General features: G+C 44.6%; 21 protein-coding genes. 5 read left to right on the top strand and 16 right to left on the bottom strand.

Annotated elements, in window-relative coordinates:
- Nucleotides 1–12: 12 nt before the first annotated feature.
- From V9W66_RS00740 to V9W66_RS00760, 5 genes are all read right to left on the bottom strand, one after another.
- A complete protein-coding gene (locus V9W66_RS00740; RefSeq protein ID WP_144095720.1) occupies nt 13–1,689 on the bottom strand; it encodes a glycoside hydrolase family 13 protein in 1,677 nt (558 codons plus the stop codon).
- A gap of 218 nt (nt 1,690–1,907) precedes the next feature.
- On the bottom strand, nt 1,908–2,915 hold the full coding sequence (locus V9W66_RS00745; protein ID WP_144095718.1) for a LacI family DNA-binding transcriptional regulator: 1,008 nt from the start codon (nt 2,913–2,915) through the stop codon (nt 1,908–1,910).
- A complete protein-coding gene (locus V9W66_RS00750; RefSeq protein ID WP_015525206.1) occupies nt 2,912–3,082 on the bottom strand; it encodes a hypothetical protein in 171 nt (56 codons plus the stop codon). The genes V9W66_RS00745 and V9W66_RS00750 overlap by 4 nt, the downstream gene beginning before the upstream one ends.
- Before the next feature lie 159 nt (nt 3,083–3,241).
- Entirely contained in the window at nt 3,242–5,332 is a 2,091-nt protein-coding gene (locus V9W66_RS00755) for an elongation factor G (RefSeq protein ID WP_144095716.1), read from the bottom strand.
- Between the two features lie 149 nt (nt 5,333–5,481).
- On the bottom strand, nt 5,482–6,204 hold the full coding sequence (locus tag V9W66_RS00760; protein WP_144095714.1) for a phosphatase: 723 nt from the start codon (nt 6,202–6,204) through the stop codon (nt 5,482–5,484).
- Nucleotides 6,205–6,535: 331 nt separating this feature from the next.
- Here V9W66_RS00760 and V9W66_RS00765 point away from each other — a divergent pair, with 331 nt between their 5' ends.
- The 3 genes from V9W66_RS00765 to V9W66_RS00775 all read left to right on the top strand — a co-directional run bounded on the left by V9W66_RS00765 (nt 6,536) and on the right by V9W66_RS00775 (nt 10,198).
- Nucleotides 6,536–7,627 (top strand): prephenate dehydrogenase, encoded by a 1,092-nt coding sequence (locus V9W66_RS00765; RefSeq protein WP_015525209.1) that lies wholly within the window; start codon nt 6,536–6,538, stop codon nt 7,625–7,627.
- A 71-nt stretch (nt 7,628–7,698) separates the two neighbouring features.
- Nucleotides 7,699–8,973: a 3-phosphoshikimate 1-carboxyvinyltransferase gene (gene aroA / locus V9W66_RS00770; protein ID WP_144095712.1), complete on the top strand. Its 1,275-nt coding sequence runs from the start codon at nt 7,699–7,701 to the stop codon at nt 8,971–8,973.
- A gap of 238 nt (nt 8,974–9,211) precedes the next feature.
- On the top strand, nt 9,212–10,198 hold the full coding sequence (locus V9W66_RS00775; protein WP_144095711.1) for a 2-hydroxyacid dehydrogenase: 987 nt from the start codon (nt 9,212–9,214) through the stop codon (nt 10,196–10,198).
- Between the two features lie 82 nt (nt 10,199–10,280).
- Here the strand turns inward: V9W66_RS00775 and V9W66_RS00780 are convergent, their stop codons facing one another.
- Together V9W66_RS00780 and V9W66_RS00785 are read right to left on the bottom strand one after the other, a co-directional pair.
- Nucleotides 10,281–10,817 carry a ribonuclease domain-containing protein gene (locus tag V9W66_RS00780; protein WP_144095709.1) on the bottom strand — a complete coding sequence of 179 codons (537 nt, stop codon included), beginning with the start codon at nt 10,815–10,817 and terminating at the stop codon, nt 10,281–10,283.
- Nucleotides 10,818–10,820: 3 nt separating this feature from the next.
- Nucleotides 10,821–11,666: a deoxyribonuclease IV gene (locus V9W66_RS00785; RefSeq protein WP_144095706.1), complete on the bottom strand. Its 846-nt coding sequence runs from the start codon at nt 11,664–11,666 to the stop codon at nt 10,821–10,823.
- Nucleotides 11,667–11,819: 153 nt separating this feature from the next.
- On the opposite strand from V9W66_RS00785, the gene V9W66_RS00790 reads away from it, so the two are divergent.
- On the top strand, nt 11,820–13,136 hold the full coding sequence (locus V9W66_RS00790) for a CapA family protein (protein WP_144095704.1): 1,317 nt from the start codon (nt 11,820–11,822) through the stop codon (nt 13,134–13,136).
- A 99-nt stretch (nt 13,137–13,235) separates the two neighbouring features.
- Here V9W66_RS00790 and queA read toward each other — a convergent pair whose 3' ends face one another.
- The 8 genes from queA to V9W66_RS00830 all read right to left on the bottom strand — a co-directional run bounded on the left by queA (nt 13,236) and on the right by V9W66_RS00830 (nt 19,018).
- Nucleotides 13,236–14,261, bottom strand: a complete 1,026-nt coding sequence (queA, locus tag V9W66_RS00795) for a tRNA preQ1(34) S-adenosylmethionine ribosyltransferase-isomerase QueA (RefSeq protein ID WP_144095701.1) — start codon at nt 14,259–14,261, stop codon at nt 13,236–13,238.
- A 2-nt stretch (nt 14,262–14,263) separates the two neighbouring features.
- The gene (trmD, locus tag V9W66_RS00800; protein WP_015525216.1) at nt 14,264–15,016 is read right to left on the bottom strand and encodes a tRNA (guanosine(37)-N1)-methyltransferase TrmD; all 753 of its coding nucleotides are present in this window, start codon (nt 15,014–15,016) and stop codon (nt 14,264–14,266) included.
- Complete coding sequence (rimM, locus tag V9W66_RS00805) at nt 15,017–15,523, bottom strand: ribosome maturation factor RimM (protein ID WP_059085894.1); 507 nt, start codon at nt 15,521–15,523, stop codon at nt 15,017–15,019. It lies immediately after the preceding gene.
- A gap of 59 nt (nt 15,524–15,582) precedes the next feature.
- Complete coding sequence (locus V9W66_RS00810) at nt 15,583–15,813, bottom strand: KH domain-containing protein (protein ID WP_015525219.1); 231 nt, start codon at nt 15,811–15,813, stop codon at nt 15,583–15,585.
- Between the two features lie 55 nt (nt 15,814–15,868).
- Complete coding sequence (gene rpsP / locus V9W66_RS00815; RefSeq protein ID WP_015525220.1) at nt 15,869–16,114, bottom strand: 30S ribosomal protein S16; 246 nt, start codon at nt 16,112–16,114, stop codon at nt 15,869–15,871.
- A 45-nt stretch (nt 16,115–16,159) separates the two neighbouring features.
- The gene (gene ffh / locus V9W66_RS00820) at nt 16,160–17,512 is read right to left on the bottom strand and encodes a signal recognition particle protein (RefSeq protein ID WP_144095699.1); all 1,353 of its coding nucleotides are present in this window, start codon (nt 17,510–17,512) and stop codon (nt 16,160–16,162) included.
- Nucleotides 17,513–17,515: 3 nt separating this feature from the next.
- Complete coding sequence (gene ylxM, locus V9W66_RS00825) at nt 17,516–17,839, bottom strand: YlxM family DNA-binding protein (protein ID WP_015525222.1); 324 nt, start codon at nt 17,837–17,839, stop codon at nt 17,516–17,518.
- Between the two features lie 183 nt (nt 17,840–18,022).
- Nucleotides 18,023–19,018 carry a uroporphyrinogen decarboxylase family protein gene (locus V9W66_RS00830; protein WP_144095697.1) on the bottom strand — a complete coding sequence of 332 codons (996 nt, stop codon included), beginning with the start codon at nt 19,016–19,018 and terminating at the stop codon, nt 18,023–18,025.
- 199 nt (nt 19,019–19,217) lie between these two features.
- Here V9W66_RS00830 and V9W66_RS00835 point away from each other — a divergent pair, with 199 nt between their 5' ends.
- Nucleotides 19,218–20,756 (top strand): PucR family transcriptional regulator, encoded by a 1,539-nt coding sequence (locus V9W66_RS00835; protein ID WP_144095695.1) that lies wholly within the window; start codon nt 19,218–19,220, stop codon nt 20,754–20,756.
- Between the two features lie 23 nt (nt 20,757–20,779).
- On the opposite strand, the gene V9W66_RS00840 is transcribed toward V9W66_RS00835, so the two are convergent.
- Nucleotides 20,780–21,604: a TrmH family RNA methyltransferase gene (locus V9W66_RS00840; protein ID WP_144095693.1), complete on the bottom strand. Its 825-nt coding sequence runs from the start codon at nt 21,602–21,604 to the stop codon at nt 20,780–20,782.
- Nucleotides 21,605–21,613: the final 9 nt, after the last annotated feature.

Here is a 21,613-nt window from a genome sequence, read left to right on the forward strand (position 1 = left end):
TTCCCTCTCCTGTTACAGATTTCTGTAAAGAACAAATGCCTCATAAGGTTTCAGGATCACTTTCTTTCCAAAATCCTTTCTTCCAAGATTTGTGATCAGACATTCTGCATTTTTCTGAAATTCTTCCGGAATTTCCATTTCTGCCACATGCTCACTGAAATTGCAGACTGTGAGAAGCTTCTCTCCCTCAAGGGTTCTGGTATATGCAAAAATCTGATCATGATCTCTGTAAAGTGCCTCAAAAACACCGTAAACGATCACCGGTTTTTCTTTTCTTAAACGGATCAGCTTCTGATAATAATGGAAAATAGAATCCGGATCTGAAAGCTGCTGCTTCGCATTGATCTCCTTATAATTGGAGTTTACCCTGATCCATGGCGTTCCCTCCGTAAAGCCGGCCTGATAAGAATCCTCCCACTGCATTGGTGTTCTGGCATTGTCACGTCCTCTCAGCATCAGGCACTTCATCATATATTCCGGTGTATAAATACCTGCTTCTGTATATTCATGGAAATACTGAATACTCTCGATATCACGATAATCCTTAAGCTCTGTAAAATAAGCATTGGTCATTCCAAGCTCTTCTCCCTGATAAACATAAGGAGTTCCCTGCATCATATGAAGACAGGTTGCCAGCATCTTGGCTGAAGTTTCCCTGTATGCCGGATTATCATTTCCAAATCTGGAAACACTTCTTGGCTGGTCATGATTTCCAAGAAACAGACTGTTCCATGCTTTTCCCGCAAGCTCTTCCTGCCATTTGATCATAACCTTTTTAAATTCCTGGAAATCGTATTTCTCGGTAGTCCATTTACCATGGTCTGATCCCTGGTCCTCTACATGCTCAAACTGAAACACCATGTTCAGCTCATTCCTGTCCTCACCTGCATATTTCTGTGCATCTTCGATAGTCACACCGGAGGTTTCTCCAACTGTCATCACATCATATCGGGATAAAACCTCTCTGTTCATTTCCTGGAGAAACTCATGGATCCTCGGGCCATGGACGCAGTAAGGGCCAAAATCACCATATAATCCTCCGTTCATTTTTCCATCCGGATATGACTGATCCTTGGAGATCATGCTGATCACGTCCATTCGGAAACCGTCGATTCCTTTTTCACACCAGAAATTCATCATATCGTAAACTTCCTGACGGACCTTTTCATTTTCCCAGTTCAGATCCGGCTGTTTTCTTGAAAACAGGTGAAGATAATACATCTCTGTCTGAGGATCATACTCCCATGCAGGTCCTCCGAACACACTTCCCCAGTTATTCGGTTCTTTTCCATTCACCGGCTCTCTCCAGATATAGTAATCCCTGTAAGGATTATCTTTGGATTTCCTGCTTTCAATAAACCAGTTATGTTCATCGGAAGTATGGTTTACGACCAGATCCATGAGGATCTTAATGCCCCGTTTATGCGCTTCTTCAAGAAGTTTTTCATAATCCTCCATGGTTCCATATTCTTTATAGACCCTGCGGTAATCGGAAATATCATAGCCATTGTCATCCTGCGGAGATTCCAGCATGGGTGAGATCCAGAGAACATTTACTCCCAGTTCTTTCAGATAGTCCAGTTTTTCTATGATCCCGGGAATATCACCAATTCCGTCTCCGTTGCTGTCCTTAAAACTTCTCGGGTAAATCTGATATACCACGCTTTCTTTCCACCAGTTTTTTTTCATGGTAAATGGCCTCCTTTTTCTGTTGATTCTGAAATCAGCATATCCTATCCACCCTTTAAAATCAACAGGTTTCTCGTGAAACTTAAATTACTGCCAAACTTTTCTGTTTTTTTTATGCAGTTTTAACAATAAAGCACTACGGTCCGGCGAAAGAATTCCCACCACATTCCGGAGAGGCGCCAGGAAAAGTCATCACAACATAAAAAAAAGAGATCCTGCTACTCTTTTACAGAATCTCTCTTTACAAGCCAGACAGGGCTTTTTACATTTTTTTCGGCAGGTTCCTTTCCCTCTGCCATAAGAAGCAGCTTCCGCAAGGCCAGAACTGCTTTCTGATGAACATCCTGATGAATGGTGGTCAGCTTTGGCCTGACGATCCGCGCATAAAAATTATCATCAAAGCCGGTAATGGAAATCTGATCCGGAATCCGGATTCCCCTGTCTGTAAAAAAATTGATGGCCTCCACAGCTGTATAATCCGAAGAAAATGCCAGAGCCTTTGTCTCCAGAAAATGAGGCAGCAGCTCTTCATATTTTTTCAGTCTGCGCCGGGGTTCCTGGGGAACCACCACATAGCGGGAGCGGCTGCAGAAGCCGCCATTTTTTTCCATGGCCTGTTTGAATCCAAGCCATCTGGCATAATCACTGTCCTGCTCTGTTTCCGCAACAAAAAGTGCCCGGTGGTATCCACAGGAATGCAGATATTCCCCGATCTGATATCCGCCGGAATAATCATCCACTCCTACATTCTGAAAGCTATATCCACCCTTCGGATAGGCATCGATCAATACCATTTTTTTATTCAGCTTTCTGGAAAGCTGATGATACTGTTCTTCATTATACCCTATAATGATAAGACCCTCTACATTCCAACGGGATGCCATATCTACCACATTATCGATCCGTTCACCGCCAATGAGCATAATATAATAGCCTCTGTTTTCTGCTTCGACCTGCAGCGTTCCGGTAATCTCTCCCACAAAAGAATCCTGCAGAGACTGCATACCATGAATGAAGGAAAAACCAAGAACCACTCCAATGATCCTTGAGCCGTGTCCGGATAGCATCACAGATCCCATGTGGGGAACATAATTCTGCTCCTTCAGGATCGCCGTGATCCGGTCAATGGTGCTCTGTGAAACCCGTTTTGTATTTCCATTGATCACATTGGATACGGTTGTACGACTGACACCTGCCATATCCGCGATATCCTGCAGCCTTATCATTTCATTGAATACTGCATCAGCTCATAATGAAGCTCACAGCCCTCATAGATTTCTGCCGGAAGTAATGCTCTGGCAACCACTTTCAGTTCCTCCTCCGGCTGATCCACACGCTTCAGATGTGCATAATCTCCGTCAATCTGTTCCACGATATAATCACATACTAACATTTTTTGTCCTCTCTCTTTTCTTTTTTGCTCATACTTCAATAACCTGTATGAGCGCAATTTGTTTCTCTGACTGCTTATTCACGAATGCATCTAAAAACAGGCTACAGCAAATGCTGCAGCCTGTCAACTCTTTATTCTGCCCTCAAAAAATATCTCTGTTTATTCGTCAGCACTGTCAACCTTGCTTGCGCGTGCCGCGATCTCTTTCTCCTGGATATCATTAGGAGCCTGCTCATAGCGTGCAAATTCATAGGAGAAATCTCCGCTTCCACCGGTCATGGAACGAAGGACAGTGGAATAACCATAGATTTCAAGAAGCGGAACATCTGCCTCAATGATGGTATTTCCTTCGTGGTCCGGATTCATTCCGAGAACACGACCACGTCTCTTGTTCAGATCTCCCATAACATCACCGGTATATTTATCCGGAACTGTAACCTTCATGGAGATGATCGGCTCAAGAAGTACAGGAGACGCTTCCATAAAGCCCTTCTTGAAGGCAAGGATAGTTGCCATCTTAAATGCCATCTCAGAAGAATCTACCGGATGATAAGATCCATCGTAAAGGGTTGCCTTCACACCAACAACCGGATATGCAGCCAGAGGTCCCTTGAGAACACATTCCTGAAGTCCCTTCTCAACAGCCGGGAAGTAGTTCTTCGGAACTGCACCACCTACAACTACCTGCTCAAATACATAAGGTGTCTCCAGATCGCCAGATGGCTCAAAGCGCATCTTAACGTGGCCATACTGTCCGTGTCCGCCGGACTGTTTCTTATGTTTGCCTTCTACATCTGAATTCTTACGGAGTGTTTCACGGAACGGAACCTTCGGTTTGGAAAGCTCCACATCCACTTTATAGCGCTCCTTCAGCTTGCTGACAACGATATCAAGATGCTGATCACCCATACCGTAGATCAGGCTCTGACGGTTTGCACTGTCATTGACAACCTTCAGTGTTCTGTCCTCTGTCATCATCTTGGCAAGGGACTGTGCGATCTTATCCTCGTCGCCCTTCTTCACTGCCTTAAATCTCTTATATGTATATGGTGTGGAAAGTATAGCCTTTGGATAAAGGATCGGATTCGCCTTGGTTGCAAGGCTGTCACCGGTCTGTACACTGCCAAGCTTGGCAATGGCACCGATATCCCCTGCAAAAAGCTCCGGAACTTCGATCGGTTTGGAACCTTCCATGACATAAAGCTTGTTTACACGCTCCTCTGTTCCTTTCTCTACATTAAGAAGTGTATCATCGGATTTCAGCACACCGGAGCATACCTTGATCAGAGAATATTTACCAAGGAACGGATCCGCGATGGTCTTAAATACATAGGCGGATTTTGCCTTGGCAAAGTCATAATCGGCCTCAAAGATCTCGTTAGTCTTCTGTGCGATACCATTGCAGGAACGTCCGCTTGGGCTTGGAAAGTAACCGCAGATATCATCCAGAAGGTTAGATACACCGCGAAGGTTCACCGGTGATCCCATGCATACCGGAACAATACTTCCATCCTGTACATTGGTTGCAATAGCGGCGGAAACCTCCGCTACGGAGAAGGTATCTCCCTCGAAATAACGGTCCATAAATTCTTCGCTTGTCTCTGCAACAGACTCCATCAGAGTTTCATGATATTTCTCAAGATATTCTGTCAGATAATCCGGAACCGGGCATTCTTCCTTGCCGGCCTTATCAATATATCTTCTTCCTGCCTGCTTCACAACATTGACATAACCTACAAACTTACCATCCTCACGGATCGGGAAATGAAGGGGAGCGATCCTCTTGCCGTACAGCTCTGTCAGCTCTTCCACGACCTCACGATAGCTGACATCATCCACGTCCATATCTGTAACAAAGATCATTCGCGGAAGCTTGTATTTCTCGCAGAGATTCCATGCTTTCTGTGTTCCTACCTGAACACCGGCCTTACCGGAAACAACGATGATCGCTGCATCTGCGGCACTGACTGCCTCCTCAACTTCTCCCACAAAATCGAAGTATCCGGGAGTATCCAGTACATTTACCTTCACCTTGTCCCATGGTACCGGGATCAGAGAAGTTGTGATGGAAAAATGTCTCTTTATTTCTTCCTTGTCATAATCGCTGACAGTATTGCCATCCTCAACACGTCCGAGTCTGCTTGTCATACCTGCCAGATAAGCCATTGCCTCAGCCAGTGTTGTTTTGCCTGCGCCACCATGACCTAATAGGACTACATTTCTGATTCGGTCTGTTCTGAAAACGTCCATATGTAATACCTCCCTGTTTGTCTTACTTAATATGTTCACATTTTACTAAATTTCCATGCAAATTTCAAGTATTTTATTCAATTTTGACAACTTTTTTTCAGAAAGTTTTTCGTATTACCGTCAATTAATACAGAACAGTCGCCTATCTTTCAGAATTTCCGGTTTACATACTTTTTCACGGCATCCACAGACCGGTTCAGTACCAGCTCTTCCGGAAAATCCAGTTTGGTCAGAAGTTCTCTGGCAAGATCAAATTCCCCGATCAGAAGGTCAAAATGGGCATCACTGTCCATAACCACAGGTACCCGATATTTTTTGCAGTATTCCAGCATGATGGTATCATTCTCCACTGCATTCTCACGGTTACAGTCAGGGTCCATGGAGTGGTTGTTCAGCTCCAGGACTTTACCGTATTCTCTGGCTCCCTGTACAAGCGCCTCATAATCGATATTGTATCTTCCGTCATCCGGATGTCCGATGATATTGACACACGGATTCTTCATAGCATTAAGATAGGCCTCCGTATTCTCCTGTCTGCTGCCTGGTCTGATGCATGGAACATGAAGACTTGCAATGACCACGTCCAGCTTCTCCAGGGTTTTCTGCTCAAGATCTACCGTTCCCGCCGCATCCAGGATATTTACCTCCGAACCCAGAAGCAGCTGGATCCCGTACATTTCACGGGGTACTACCTTTATATTCTGGAAATAAAACTTATGACAGGTTCCGGGCATTTTCGGTGCATGCTCTGTGATTCCCAGGAGTTCAAGGCCTTTATCGGAAGCAGCCCTGGCCATCTCGCGAAGTGTGCAGTATGCATGGCCGCTGGCTACGGTATGTGTGTGAAGATCCATTACTGACTGATATTTCATGATAAATTCTCCTCTGTATCTTATATTGTTTTTTTCTTATTATATTATACTTATATTATACGTCCGAAATCTCCGATTTCTCAAGCCTTTTTCTATTGTTACTGTTCACTCCGTTTTCAGCAACACGCTTCGCGGAATATTACCAATGAACAGTAACTTTCTATTACTCTTCCCTGTTCGCAAAACATTACCGTTAAACAGCTACAAAAATGGCCTTCCTGTTTCCGCTAACATTTGTTGACATTTTTCACACTTTCTTTTACAATATAGTCGTGATTTACACTATTAAAGAATAAAAGTAAAAAGTAACCTGAAAGGACTCTGAAGTACTATGAAAACCATAGGTTTTATCGGCCTTGGACTGATCGGCGGCTCCATTGCCAGAACCATACGCAAATTTCACCCGGATTATCGCCTGCTTGCCTTTGACAAAGACAGAAGTGCTCTGGCAGAGGCAGTCAGTTTAAACGTGATCAACGGGATCTGTGATATTGACGATGAGCAGTTATATAACTGTGATTATCTTTTTCTCTGTGCACCTGTAGAATTTAATGTGGAATACATGGAAAAGATCAAAGATTCTCTTGGAAAGAACTGTATCCTCACAGATGTAGGCAGTGTAAAAAGCGTTATCCACGAAAAAGTAACTGAGCTCGGACTTGAAGGACGCTTCATCGGCGGTCATCCTATGGCAGGCTCCGAACGCAGCGGTTTTTCCAATTCCAGTGATCATCTTCTGGAAAATGCTTATTATATCATCACTCCGGGAGGAGAAGTTGCTTTGGAAAAGATTTCTGATTTCACAGAACTGATCTCCTCTCTTGGTGCGATCCCCCTTGTTATCACTGCAGAAGAACATGATTTCATCACGGCAGGAGTCAGCCACCTTCCTCATATCGTAGCCTCCGCTCTTGTAAATCTTGTAAATCTTCTGGATAACGACGCCCAGTATATGAAAATGATCGCAGCCGGCGGTTTCCGTGATATCACACGTATTGCCTCTTCTTCACCGGTTATGTGGGAACAGATCTGTCTGGAAAATCAGAAAAACATTTCCACGGTTCTGGATGAATTTATCCGTATGCTGATCCAGATCCGCTGTTCCATTGACAACAAAGAAGCTGACAACATCTTTGACATGTTTGCAAGCTCCAAGGATTACCGTGACTCCATTGACATTGTAGACAACAGCCTGATCCCCCGCTCCTATGTCCTTTATATCGATGTGGCAGATGAGGCCGGTGCCATTGCAACCATCGCAACCATCCTTGCAACCGAAAAGGTCAGCATCAAAAATATCGGTATTATCCACAACCGAGAATTTGAAGATGGCGTTCTGAAGATCGAATTTTATACTGACGCAGCTCTGGAGCAGGCTAAAGTGCTTCTTACAAAACGTAATTACAAGATCTGCGAACGCTGATATATAAACGGCAGCAGATATCCGATCTGCTGCCATGTATTTCAAAAATAACAATACAGGCAGGTACTAATATGGAAATCAAAAAAGCAAAAAAATTATCCGGCTCTCTTGCCATTCCCGGAGATAAATCCATTTCTCACAGAGCTGTCATGTTCGGCTCTCTTGCAGAAGGCACTACCAAAATCACAAATTTTCTGGAGGGTGCAGACTGTCTCTCTACTATTTCCTGTTTCCGGAAAATGGGTATTAACATTGAAAATACAGAAGGAGAGATCCTGGTCCACGGAAAAGGTCTCCATGGTCTCTGTGCTCCGTCAGAGACTCTTGACGTCGGCAACAGCGGTACTACCACCCGCCTCATCTCCGGGATCCTTGCAGGGCAGGACTTTGTATCAGAGCTTACCGGCGATGCTTCCATCCAGAAACGCCCTATGAAACGGATCATGACTCCGCTTTCCCAAATGGGTGCCGATATCATAAGTCTCAACGGAAACGGATGTGCACCGCTTAAGATCTCCGGAAAAAAGCTCCATGCCATCCACTACAATTCTCCGGTAGCATCTGCCCAGGTAAAATCCTGCGTACTTCTTGCCGGAATGTACGCTGACGGCATTACCCGGGTAACAGAGCCGGTCCTTTCCAGAAATCACACGGAGATCATGCTGAATTACTTTGGTGCCAATGTAACCGCAGAGGGAACAACCGCATCCATCAAACCGGACCCATCTCTTTACGGACGTGAGATCCTGGTTCCGGGAGATATCTCTTCTGCAGCTTATTTTATCGCAGCAGGTCTTCTTGTTCCCAACAGTGAGATCCTTCTGAAAAATGTGGGGATCAACCCGACCCGTGACGGCATCCTCCGTGTATGCAGGGACATGGGAGCAGATATCACTCTTCTCAATGAAACCACAGAGGGCGAACCTACTGCCGATCTTCTGATCCGCTCCTCTGCGCTTCACGGGACCACAATAGAAGGCGCGATCATTCCTACTCTGATCGATGAACTTCCGATGATCGCCGTTATGGCAGCTTTTGCAGAAGGAACCACTGTTATCCGGGATGCACAGGAGCTTCGTGTCAAAGAGTCCGACCGCATCCAGGTAATGACGGAAAATCTTCGGAAAATGGGCGCAGATATCCAGGAAACCGAAGATGGCATGATCATTCATGGTGGAAAAGCCCTTCATGGCGCAGAGATCGATCCTCATCTGGATCACCGTGTAGCCATGTCTTTTGCAGTAGCAGGACTGCTTTGTGAGGGAACACTTTCCATCAAAAACGGAGAATGTGTCAACATCTCCTATCCGGAATTCTATTCCGATCTTTATAGTCTGGCAGAATAATTATCTTATATCCAGACAGAGAGCATTTTCATGCATCACAGCGTCTGTTCCATCAGATGACAGTGCATAAAATGCTCTCTTTTTTGTATTTCGTATAATTTTTATTTATCATGGATATCATAATTCCAAAATAACACCATTTTTTGATAAATTTTATCGTTTTTCCCACTTTCCAAATTCCTACTATTATGGTATTATTTTTTCGGAAAATAATTATTTCCAGAGAGGAGCAACGATTATGAAAATTTTGTTTTATGACACCAAGAGCTACGATAGGGAATTTTTTGAGAAGCTGCTTCCATCTTATCCAGGCATTGAAATTAAATTCATTGAAGCAAATATCCATGAAGAAACCGCAGCTCTTGCCCACGGCTACGATGCCATCTGTGCATTTGTAAATGCAGATCTCGGCGCACCGGTCATTGAGGAGCTTCACCGCCAGGGTGTAAAACTGATCCTGATGCGCTGTGCCGGATACAATAATGTTGATCTGAAAACTACAGCAAAATGCGGGATCCAGGTGGCACGTGTTCCCGGTTATTCTCCGGAAGCAGTTGCCGAACACGCCATGGCACTGGCTCTTACCGCTAACCGGCACACCCACAAGGCATATATCAAATGCCGTGAAAATAACTTTGCACTGAACGGTCTCATGGGCGTTAACTTTTATCAGAAAACAGCCGGAATCATCGGCACCGGAAAAATCGGTCAGGCAATGGCAAAAATCTGCCGCGGCTTTGGCATGAAGGTAATTGCTTATGATCTTTTCCCTAATAAAAATCTTGACTTTCTGGAGTATGTTTCACTGGACGAACTCCTTTCCACCAGTGATCTGATCAGTCTGCACTGTCCGATGACTCCGGAAACAGAGCATCTGATCAACTCCGAAACGATTGCAAAAATGAAAGATGGTGTGATCCTTGTAAATACCTCCAGAGGCGGACTGATCAAAACCGATGACCTGATCGCAGGTATCCGTGATCACAAATTCTTCGCCGTTGGTCTGGATGTTTACGAAGAAGAATCTGCATATGTATATGAAGACATGTCAAGCAGCATTCTTCCTACTTCCACGATACAGCGTCTTCTGTCCTTCCCAAATGTGACCATGACCTCACATCAGGGATTCTTTACGGTAGAAGCACTGACCAATATTGCGGAGACAACCCTGGAAAACGCAAAAGCTTTTATGGATGGAGCTGAAATGAAAAATCTGGTCCACTGATCAGTCTCAGCCCTGACATGCAAAATCCCCCGGATACTGATCGTTTATCTGTATCCGGGGGTTTTATTTTGTTCTTTTGATTTTAATAGATCTCGTCAAAAGACTGTCCGTCATCGTCTGTGTAATAAATGCGCTTTGCATCCTGAGTGAAGATCAGCTTCTGTTTCCCTGCATCATCAAGGCTGCACTGCTGATAGGTTACGCCATCCTCTACCGGAAGCATACTGTCTGCATTATCATAGTCTGCAGCAGTCAGATTGGAGGGTACATGGCCATACTCATAAATATACTGGGCCACTTCATCTTTATCTGTATAAGTGCCATTTTCATCCAGTTTCTTTTCGCTCTGCGAGTCTGCTGCATCCGATGAATCGGACCCATCTGTATCTCCTGCTCCTGCAGCATTTTCAGAATCCTGCTGCTGCTCCAGGTCGCTTTCATCAGCTACTGCCATCTCATCGTCACCATTCTGGTCCATGGCCTCCACTTCATCCTCACTCAGAGGTTCCAGGTCATCCTGAAAAGCGGATTCGTCGTATTTTTCCTTATCTTTGCAGCCTCCCAGCATCACTGCCGCCACCCCCGTAACCACCAGGATAAAATATCTGAACTTTTTCATGGATCAATCTCCTTTCATGGAATATCGTTCTCGTAAAAGTGAAATTTCTCTTTTCCATCCTTCATCATCATTTGGTGTCTCCAGAATAAAGGGAATTCCCTCAAGAGCCGGATGGCACACCACATTCACAAGTGCATCCAGGCCGATCTGGCCTTCGCCGATCTTTGCATGACGATCCTTATGACTGCCCAGTCCGTTTATACTGTCGTTAAGATGAACAGCCTTCAATCTGGAAAGGCCGATCACCCGGTCAAACTCATCAAGAACACCATCCAGATCATGGACAATATCATAACCGCCATCCCATACATGACAGGTATCCAGGCAGACACCCAGTTTATTATTTTTTTCCACCCTGTCAATGATATCACGAAGCTCCTGAAACGTTGCTCCTACTTCTGAACCCTTGCCGGACATAGTTTCCAGAAGGACGGTCGTACTCTGTTCTTCTGTAAGGACATCATTGAGGATTTCCGCAATTTTGGTAATTCCCGTCTCGGTTCCCTGCCCTACATGACTGCCCGGGTGAAAATTATAATAATTTCCCGGTGTATATTCCATACGTTTCAGATCATCTGCCATGATCTCTCTTGCAAAATCTCTCAGATTTTCTTTTGCGGCACAGGCATTCATGGTATACGGTGCATGTGCCACCAGCTTTCCAAAATGATTTTCCCTGGAAAGCTCCAGAAATCTTTCCACATCTGCAGGATCAATCTCTTTTGCCTTGCCTCCTCTGGGATTGCGGGTAAAAAAAGCGAACGTGTTTCCACCGTTTTTCAGCATCTGACGCCCCATGGCAACATAGCCTTTGGACGAACTTGTATGATTTCCGATATATAATATCATATCAGCACCATCTCCCTGTAGTTTATATTTCTGCCTTTTGGCCTAATTATTATATCAAAAACTTCTTTTTCTGAAAAGTCCTCGATTCTTTCTTTACAATACTTACCATTCTTTTTATAATAAAGATATCTTTACATACGAAGGAGAAATAGAATGGCAAACGACAATCGAAGGCGGCCGCCTCATGGCCATGATCCGGAGCAGGCACGCAGAGAATCCGCCAGAGCACGGGAAACACGGCGGAAGCATTCTGGTTCTGCATCCCGTAATTCCCGTTCACATTCCACTGGGACTCGCAGGAATGACATCAGCAAAAAATCCAGATATTACCAGGTACGCCGTCAGAAAATGTTTCTTGCAGCTGGCGGGATCCTGATCATACTTGTTCTTGTGATCATTTTTTCCGCACGTGCATGCATTTCTTCCCGGAAAGCTGCAGAAGCCGCCGCTTTGCAGAAGGCCCAGGAAGAGGAGGCCGCAAAAAAGGCAAAAGAAGATGCTGCTGTGAAAGATCCCGTTTCACTGACGCTCAGCGTAGTCGGGGACTGCACGTTGGGTACCGATGAGACCTTTGATTATGACACAAGTCTGAACGCATACTACGATAACAACGGCAAAGATTATTTCTTTAAAAATGTAAAAAGCATCTTTGAGGCAGATGACCTGACAATTGCCAATTTTGAAGGAACCCTCACCGATTCCGATGCCAGAGAAGATAAAACCTTTGCATTTAAAGGACCTGCCGAATATGCTCAGATACTCACCAGCGGTTCCGTTGAAGCCGTAAACACTGCAAACAATCACAGCCATGATTACGGAGAGCAAGGCTACACGGATACTCTGACTGCTCTGGATAATGCAGGCATTACTCACTTCGGTTATGATGATACTGCAGTTATGGACATCAAGGGAATCAAAGTTGGTCTTGTCGGAATTTATGAGCTGAAGGATCATCTTGGGCGCGAACAGCAGCTGAAAGATAATATCGCAAAGGTCAAAGCAGATGGAGCAGAGCTTATAGTTGTGATCTTCCACTGGGGCAATGAGACCGAAACAGTTCCCGATACCAATCAGATGACCCTTGGCCGTCTTGCTATCGATGAAGGTGCAGATCTGGTATGTGGCCATCATCCGCATGTACTCCAGGGAATCGAAACCTATAAAGGAAAAAACATCGTCTACAGTCTTGGCAATTTCTGTTTTGGAGGAAACAGTTCTCCAAGTGATATGGACACCATGATCTTCCAGCAGACCTTCACTGTCACCTCAGAAGGCGTACAGGCTGATAACGTGACCAATATCATTCCCTGCTCTATTTCTTCTGCAGATGGCTACAACAATTATCAGCCAACTCCTGCATCCGGAGATGAGGCATCCAGGATCAAATCCAAGATAGAGGAATGCAGTGCTGCGATTCCTTCCGCGGATTCTTCATCCGCTACATCGGAAGGCTCTGACAGTGAAGAATAAATAGCATAACAAAAAATAATATCCCAACAGATCCTGCGCTGCATGTTTCCATGCTGCGATCCGTTGGGATATTATTTATATAAAAAGTAATTTTAAATCTTATTCGATCATCATGGCATCCCCGAAACTGAAGAAACGATATCTTTCCTTCACAGCTTCTTCATAAGCAGCCATAATATGTTCTTTTCCGGCAAGGGCTGAAACTAACATCAGAAGCGTTGACTCCGGCAGATGGAAATTGGTGATCAGTCCATCGATAGCTTTGAATTTATATCCAGGATAGATAAAGATCTCTGTCCATCCGCTTCCGGCCTTCACGATTCCATCTTCTCCGGCTGCGGACTCCAGGGTACGGCAGCTGGTAGTTCCCACAGAAATCACTCTTCCACCGTTTTTCTTTGTATCATTGATCAGTTTTGCCTGATCTTCTTCCACAATATAAAACTCCGAGTGCATGTGGTGCTTTTCTACATCATCTACCTTTACCGGGCGGAAGGTTCCGAGACCTACATGTAAAGTTACATGTGCAATATTCACACCCTTCTCCTTTACTTTCTCAAGAAGCTCCGGCGTGAAGTGAAGTCCTGCGGTAGGTGCAGCAGCAGATCCCTCATTCTTTGCATATACAGTCTGATAACGGTTCTTATCCTTCAGCTTGTGGGTAATATACGGCGGCAGCGGCATTTCTCCCAGCTGATCCAGGATCTCTTCGAAAATCCCCTCATAATGGAACTGGATCAGACGGTTTCCCTCATCTACAATATCAAGGATCTCACCCTTCAGGATACCGTCACCAAAAGTGATCTTTGCACCGGGACGTGCTTTTTTTCCCGGCTTTACAAGACACTCCCAGATATCATTTTCGCGGCGTTTCAGAAGCAGGATCTCGATCAGCGCTCCAGTTTCTTCCTTGTGACCATAAAGACGTGCCGGGATAACCTTGGTATCATTGATCACAAGACAGTCTCCCTTATGCAGGTAATCCAGTATATCGGTAAAATGACGATGTTCGATACTTCCATCTTTCAGGGACAGATGCATCAGTCTGGAAGAACTTCTGTCCTCCAGCGGATCCTGAGCGATCAGTTCCTGCGGCAGATCATAATAAAAATCTGATGTTTTCATAATTATTTTTCCACTTCCTCTTTCCACTGTTTGCGAAGCCTGCGGACCTCGTTCCACTCTTTGTTGGTCAGATCAGCCTTTGGTAAAAGATCCGGCCTCCATTTGGCTGTACGGATGATAGACTGCTCTCTTCTCCATTTATCCACATTGGCATGGTGTCCGGAAAGCAGCACCTCCGGAACCTTTTTGCCATGCCATTCCTCCGGGCGGCTGTACTGGGGATACTCCAGAAGATTCCCGGAAAAGGATTCCGTCTCACCGGATTCCTGATTATTCAGAACACCTGGTACCATTCTGGAAATAGAATCCATCATGACCATAGCCGGAAGTTCTCCACCGGTAAGTACATAATCACCAATGGAAACATAGTCTGTTACGATTTCTTCCAGAACACGCTCATCAATTCCCTCATAATGACCACAGAGGAAAACCAGGTCTTCTTCCAGGGCAAACTCTTTTGCCATATCCTGATTGAAGGTTTTTCCCTGAGGAGTCAGAAAGATCACGCGGGGTTTCCTTCCAATACGTTCTGCAATGGATTCATAAGACAGATATACCGGCTCCGCCTGCATCAGCATTCCGGCTCCGCCGCCATAAGGATAATCATCTACCTTCTGGTGCTTATTGAATGCAAAATCCCGTATATTGATCGCTTCCAGTGATAACAGTCCCTTTGTAATGGCACGGCCTGTAATACTTGTGTTCATTCCGTTCTCGATCATTTCCGGAAATAATGTAAGTACATGATAATTCATTTAGACAAGCCCTTTCATCAAATGTACAGTCATGGTATTTTTTTCAACATCCACATCAAGAACACAGTCATGGATCGCAGGAAGCAGGATTTCCTCGCCATCCACACGATCTACAATATAAACATCATTGGCGCCGGTCTCCATCACATCACGGAGCACTCCGAATTTCTCCCCATTCTCCAGAAGTACCTCCATTCCGATGAGATCCGCCACATAATATTCGTCCTCGCCAAGCTCCTGTGCCTCTTCACGTGGGATCCAAAGCTCACGGCCCTTATACATTTCAATATCATTGATGTTGTCAATGCCTTCAAACTTCAGGATCGCAAGATTTTTAAAAAACTTTACATTCTGAATATTCAGTCTGCGAAGCTCTTTTCCTGTATCCAGAAGCACATATTCAATATCAAGAAAACGCTCTGCGTCATCCGTTGTGGGAAAAACTTTTACTTCACCACGGACGCCATGGGTCGTTGTAATAACTCCTACCTTTAATAAATCTTCCATTTTTGCTCCCTTTCAGAGTAAAAACAGGAGCCATGGAATCCACAGCTCCTGTCTCTTTTTCATTGCAGAATATCTACAATCACTTTTTTGCTGCTTTTTGAAGAAGCCGCTTTCACAACAGTACGGATTGCCTTGGCAATTCTGCCCTGTCTTCCGATAACCTTACCCATATCGGCCGGTCCGACCTTCAGTTCAACAACAATCGCGTCGTCTTTTTCAGTCTCAGTAACGACTACTTCATCCGGATTTTCAACAAGAGATTTTGCAATTACTTCTACAAGTTGTTTCATTACATACCTCCTTGCTCCTGCCTCATTGAGGCCACAGATCCAAATCTGTCAGGTATTATTTCTCGATTCCGGCAAGTTTAAGAAGCTTAGCAACTACCTCTGTAGGCTGAGCACCAGCTGCAAGCCATTTTTTTGCTGCCTCTTCATCGATTTTGTATACGCTTGGGTCAAGATTCGGATCATATGTTCCGATCTCTGCGATGCATCTTCCGTCACGTTTGCAGCGGGAATCTGCTACTACGATTCTATAGAAAGGTGCTTTCTTCTGTCCCATTCTTCTTAATCTGATCTTAACTGCCATTTTTGTTTTCCTCCAATTATCTTTCTGAAAATTTATTGTTATTTATTAAAAGGGAAGCTTAAAGCCGCCTCTTTTTCCCATATTCATCTTGCCGCCTGTTAATCCCGGCATCTGTTTCATCATCTTCTTGCTCTGCTCAAACTGCTTCACAAGACGATTTACTTCTGTAATATCCACTCCGGCGCCTCTGGCGATACGGTTCTTGCGTGAGATGTTCAAAATGTTGGGGTTACTTCTCTCCTGAGGTGTCATGGAAAGAATGATGGACTTGGTACGGTCCATAGCCTTCTCATCGATCATACCCTCGATATCCTTCATCTTACCGCCCATTCCGGGAAGCATGTTCAGGATACTGGAAATACCACCCATCTTGTTCATCTGCTCCATGCTGGTAAGATAATCATTGAAGTCGAAGTCCATTTTCTTCAGCTTCTTTTGCATCTCCTGAGCCTGTTCCTGATCCACAGATGCTTCCACCTTCTCGATCAGACTCATTACATCGCCCATTCCAAGGATCCTGGAAGCCATACGTTCCGGATAAAACTGTTCCAGATCAGAAAGCTTCTCTCCCATACCAACATAGAAGATCGGTTTGCCGGTCACAGCTTTAATAGAAAGCGCAGCGCCGCCTCGTGTATCACCGTCCATCTTAGTCAGGATCACACCATCAATGCCGACTTTATCAGAAAAGTTCTGCGCCACATTTACTGCATCCTGTCCTGTCATGGCATCAACTACAAGCACTGTAGCATCTACATTCACATTCGCTTTGATATTCTCAAGCTCCTGCATCATATCCTCATCAATGTGAAGACGTCCTGCTGTATCGATGAGCACGACATTCTGCTGATTGGATTTCGCATGCTCGATAGCTGCTTTTGCAATATCCACAGGATTCTGCTTATCTCCCATGGAAAAGACCTCGACGCCCTGTTTCTCACCGTTTACCTGCAGCTGTGTGATCGCTGCCGGACGGTAAACATCACAGGCCGCAAGCAATGGGCTCTTTCCCTTGGATTTCAGTTTGCCTGCCAGCTTGGCAACCGTCGTTGTCTTACCTGCACCCTGAAGACCAACCATCATAAGAACGGTAAGATCCATTCCCGGTTTGATCGGAAGCTCTGTTGTCTCACTTCCCATCAGGTTGACCAGCTCATCATTTACGATCTTGATCACCATCTGTCCCGGATTCAGACCATTCATAACATCCTGTCCGATAGCCTTTTCCTGAACGGATTTCGTAAACTGCTTAACGACCTTAAAGTTAACATCCGCTTCCAGAAGCGCCATCTTAACTTCCTTCAGTGCCACCTTGACATCAGCCTCTGTGAGACGGCCCTTGCCCTTCAGCTTCTTAAATACATTCTGCAGTTTATCTGTTAAACTCTCAAATGCCATTGATCATAACTCCTCTAATATCACATTGGAAATCGCCGCAATATCTTCGGCGTGGTACTTGTCAGCCAGTTCATGGATCTTTATGACCTGACTGCGGATGTTCAGGAATTTCTCGACCAGATGAAGCTTCTCTTCATATTCTTCCAACGTCCGATTGCACCGTCTGATCATATCATGCACACCCTGTCTGCTGATGCCAAGTTCCTCAGCAACCTCACTTAAGGAATAATCCTCAAATACCACACTGGTGTACACCTGCCGCTGCCTCTCTGTCAGAAGCTCTCCATAAAAATCAAATAAAAATGTCTGCTCTACAAATTTCTCCATCTGTAATCACCTTGGCTATCATACACGATTCCGCCACACCTGTCAAGGGTTTTTGCTTTACAAATTTATTTTTTCCTGAATTTCACAAAAAAAGGCCGGAAAAGCACTTTTCTGCTGGGTTTTGCAGGCTTTTCCGACCTTTGTTATTCTATTTACTTCTTATTAATAAGTCTTATGCTTCGATCAAAACATTTCCTTTGTCATTTTATCGATTTCCTTATCCACTGCCTCATATACACCTGGGATACATGAGAAATTCAGGCCATGAGTGGTGCACGGAATAAAATAAAGCTTACCACAGTCTCTGCAAAGCTGATCTGTTGACTCTTCGATCATTTCCTGATTCCAGTCAAAGCGATCTACTTTACCGTTATCGATACCACCCATAAATGTGATATCTTTTCCATATTCTTTGATCAGCTTCGGAAGATCATTAACAGACATACAGCCCTGCCATACATCAATTCCCATCTCGATCATTGTCGGAACCAGTGTTGCACTGTAGCTGTCATTATGGTGGATGATCAGTTCAACACCATGATCATGGTAATATCCGTAAATACGTTTGTAAGAATCCATAAAGAACTCACGGAACATATCCACACTGATAAATGTAGACTTCTGTGTTCCCCAGTCATCATGATGGAAGACAACATCCGGTTTCATATAGGTGCAGACCTGCTCTGCCCATTTCAATTCCCACTCTGTAATATATTCGATCAGTTCATGCATAGCTTCCGGCTCTTCGTAGAAATTGATCATGGTATTCTGGATCTCACAGAGATAATGGCACATCTCAAAAACTCCAGGTGCGACCATTGCAGTAACCATGGTTTCATTCCGGTCAATTCCGGCAACTGTCTCCTGGCATTCTTTCCAGTCCTCTGCCGTGTAATTGATGTCCGGTGCCTTTACATATTTTTTCCATTCTGAGACATCCGGGCATACCAGATGCTCCGGATCATGAAGTGGAAACGCTCCCGGTGTTCCTGCAGGCCAGGAATTATAATATCCCCATCCGCATTTTACTGTCGGTGCACCAGGTCCTTCCGGCATCATCGGATACTTCGTCTGATACGGAGTATTCAGAACAAATGTCAGTCCCTCATACTGTTTTACAAAACGATCTGGCTTTCCTCCACGGATCACTTCCAGCATATTTTGTCTTTTTGTTAACATAAACGCACCTCCTCTACGTTATTATGCAGGAAAGCCTTTTTCCGCACTTGTTTCGCTACACCCCAATATAAAAGGCTTGTTTCTGCACTTGTTTTTTCCTTATGATTCTATTATACTGTAAATCAAAAGAATCACAATTCCACATAATATGGCTATTATTCCTGTTTTTTCCTACAAAATATAGGAGGGAGGATTTTCCTTGAAACTCAGTGCAAAACTCATATGCTATCACCTACAGAAATCATTTTCCATGCATACATCCAGGCTGGATACATCCCCCACCCTTTCCTGCCCTTCCTGCTTTGAAAAGAACACCGCTCTTCAGGATGGACGTGTTTACCTTATCACAGATCCGGATTTTCAGCTCACTTTTCATCATCCCAAAAATATTCTGTTCCTGATGATTGGAAAAATCTATCAGAACTACGAATTAACTCAGCCAAACATGTGTATCATCCCTGAAGATATTCCGGTCGATATTGTCTTTAACAGGATTCAGGATATTTTTATCCTCTATGATCAGTGGAATCAGTCCCTGATGGATTCCCGTCTCCGGAACGCATCTATCCATGAGCTTCTGGATCTTACAGCTTCCGTTATTCCTAATCCAATAATGCTGATCGGTATGGATTTTACTATCATTGCCTCCAGAGACTGGAATCTAAGTGATCTTTCCAATTCTGTTTTGGGTTCCACTGAAAATTCCTGGGCTATTGTGGACAGCCTGAAGCAGGATCCTCATTACGAAGAGGCTTTTTATAAAACCGGATATTTTTATTATCCGGGAAATGGCCTTACTGCTCCTTCTCTTTGCGTAAATATCTCCAATAATGATAAAGCAGTATACAGGCTGATGTTTTCCGAAGGTGAGGTTCCCCTGGATGATACGTTTGGTTTTGTTCTGGAGTACCTTTCCCAGATGGTATCCCATGCACTTTCCACAGGTATCATGCACAGCCGGGATAAAGCTTTTCCTCTGCATCAGATTTTTATGTCCATTCTGACAGATCCTGGAGCTGATTATGTAAAAATCAGTCAGCAGCTGACAAATGTGGGATGGCTTTCTTCCCATATGTATCAATGCATCCTGATCCAGACCGGACTGATCGACCAGAAAAATCTGACCCTTAATGCCATCTGTAACTATCTGGAAAATACAATTCCCGCCACCTGTGCCACGGAACATAAAGGCAATGCTGTGCTTTTTATCAATCTGGATCTCTGCACTCTGACTATCCATGAGATTTCCGATAAGATCGAGGGCTTTATCAAAAGCAGCATGTTAAGCGCCGGATACAGCCGGAAGATGCTTGGACATTTCAATTTCCACCGGCAATACACGCAGGCTTCTGTTACCCTGCAGGTTGGAAAACGCAAAAATCCCGCAGAAAGTATCCACTATTTTGACTCCATCGCTCTGCCCTATATTCTGGAACAGGCAACCAGAAAGCTTCCTGCTTACATGATCTGTCACGAAAAGCTTCTGTCAATGAAATATAAGGATGAGGCAAAGCAATCTCATCTCTATGAAACACTGCGTTGTTTTCTGGAGCACAACCAGAACATTTCTCATACTGCCAGCGCTTTATTTATCCACAGAAGTACTCTTCTTTATCGTCTGGATAAGATCAAAGCTTTTCTGGATTCAGATCTTACAGACAGAAACGAGATCCTGTATCTGTTGCTTTCTTTTCATCTGATGGATATGGAAGAAGAAAACCGGAATGCAAGATCATAAAAAACGGGAACTCTCTTAAATATTTAGCGTTTTCCCAGCTGCCAAAATGCAACTGCACTGGCTGCCGCCACATTCAGTGAATCCACGCCGTGTGCCATTGGAATACATACTGTATAATCACAGTCCGCAATGGTCTCCGAAGCAAGGCCATCCCCCTCTGTTCCAAGAACTACTGCCAGTTTTTCTTCTGCCATCAGATGAGGATCCTCAATATCAAAGGAATCCTCCCTAAGAGCCATGGCTGCCGTCTTAAATCCCATCGCTTTCAGAGACCGGATTCCTTCCGTTTTCCACTCTGTTTTTTCATCAAAAAATGTCCATGGTATCTGGAATACGGTTCCCATGCTGACACGGATCGCACGGCGGTACAATGGATTGCTGCACCCCGGTGTCAGCAGCACCGCATCCATCCCAAGAGCCGCCGCAGAACGAAAGATCGCGCCTATATTAGTAGGATTTACCACATTTTCCAGAACTGCGATCCTGCGGGCATTTTTGCATACATCGACTATATCAGGAAGCGCCGGCCGGCGCATTGCACAGAGCATTCCTCTTGTCAGCTTGAATCCGGTCAGCTGCGTCAACACATCAAATTCTGCCGTATAAACCGGAATGTCTCCACAACGACGGATCAGTTCTTTTGCCTCACCCTCAACATGTTTATGTTCCACCAGAAAAGAAATCGGCTGGCACCCGGAATCCAAAGCTCTCTCAATAACCTTCGGGCTCTCCGCAATAAAGATCCCCTTCTCCGGTTCTGCCCGGTTCAAAAGCTGTATCTCCGAGATCCTGGCATATACATCCAGCTCCGAAGCGTTGAAATCTGTGATTTCTATGATATTTGACATGGTTATTTT

Origin of the sequence: Blautia massiliensis (ex Durand et al. 2017) (genome assembly GCF_051861785.1) — a bacterium.
In the GTDB taxonomy this organism is placed as follows: Bacteria; Bacillota; Clostridia; order Lachnospirales; family Lachnospiraceae; genus Blautia_A; species Blautia_A luti_A.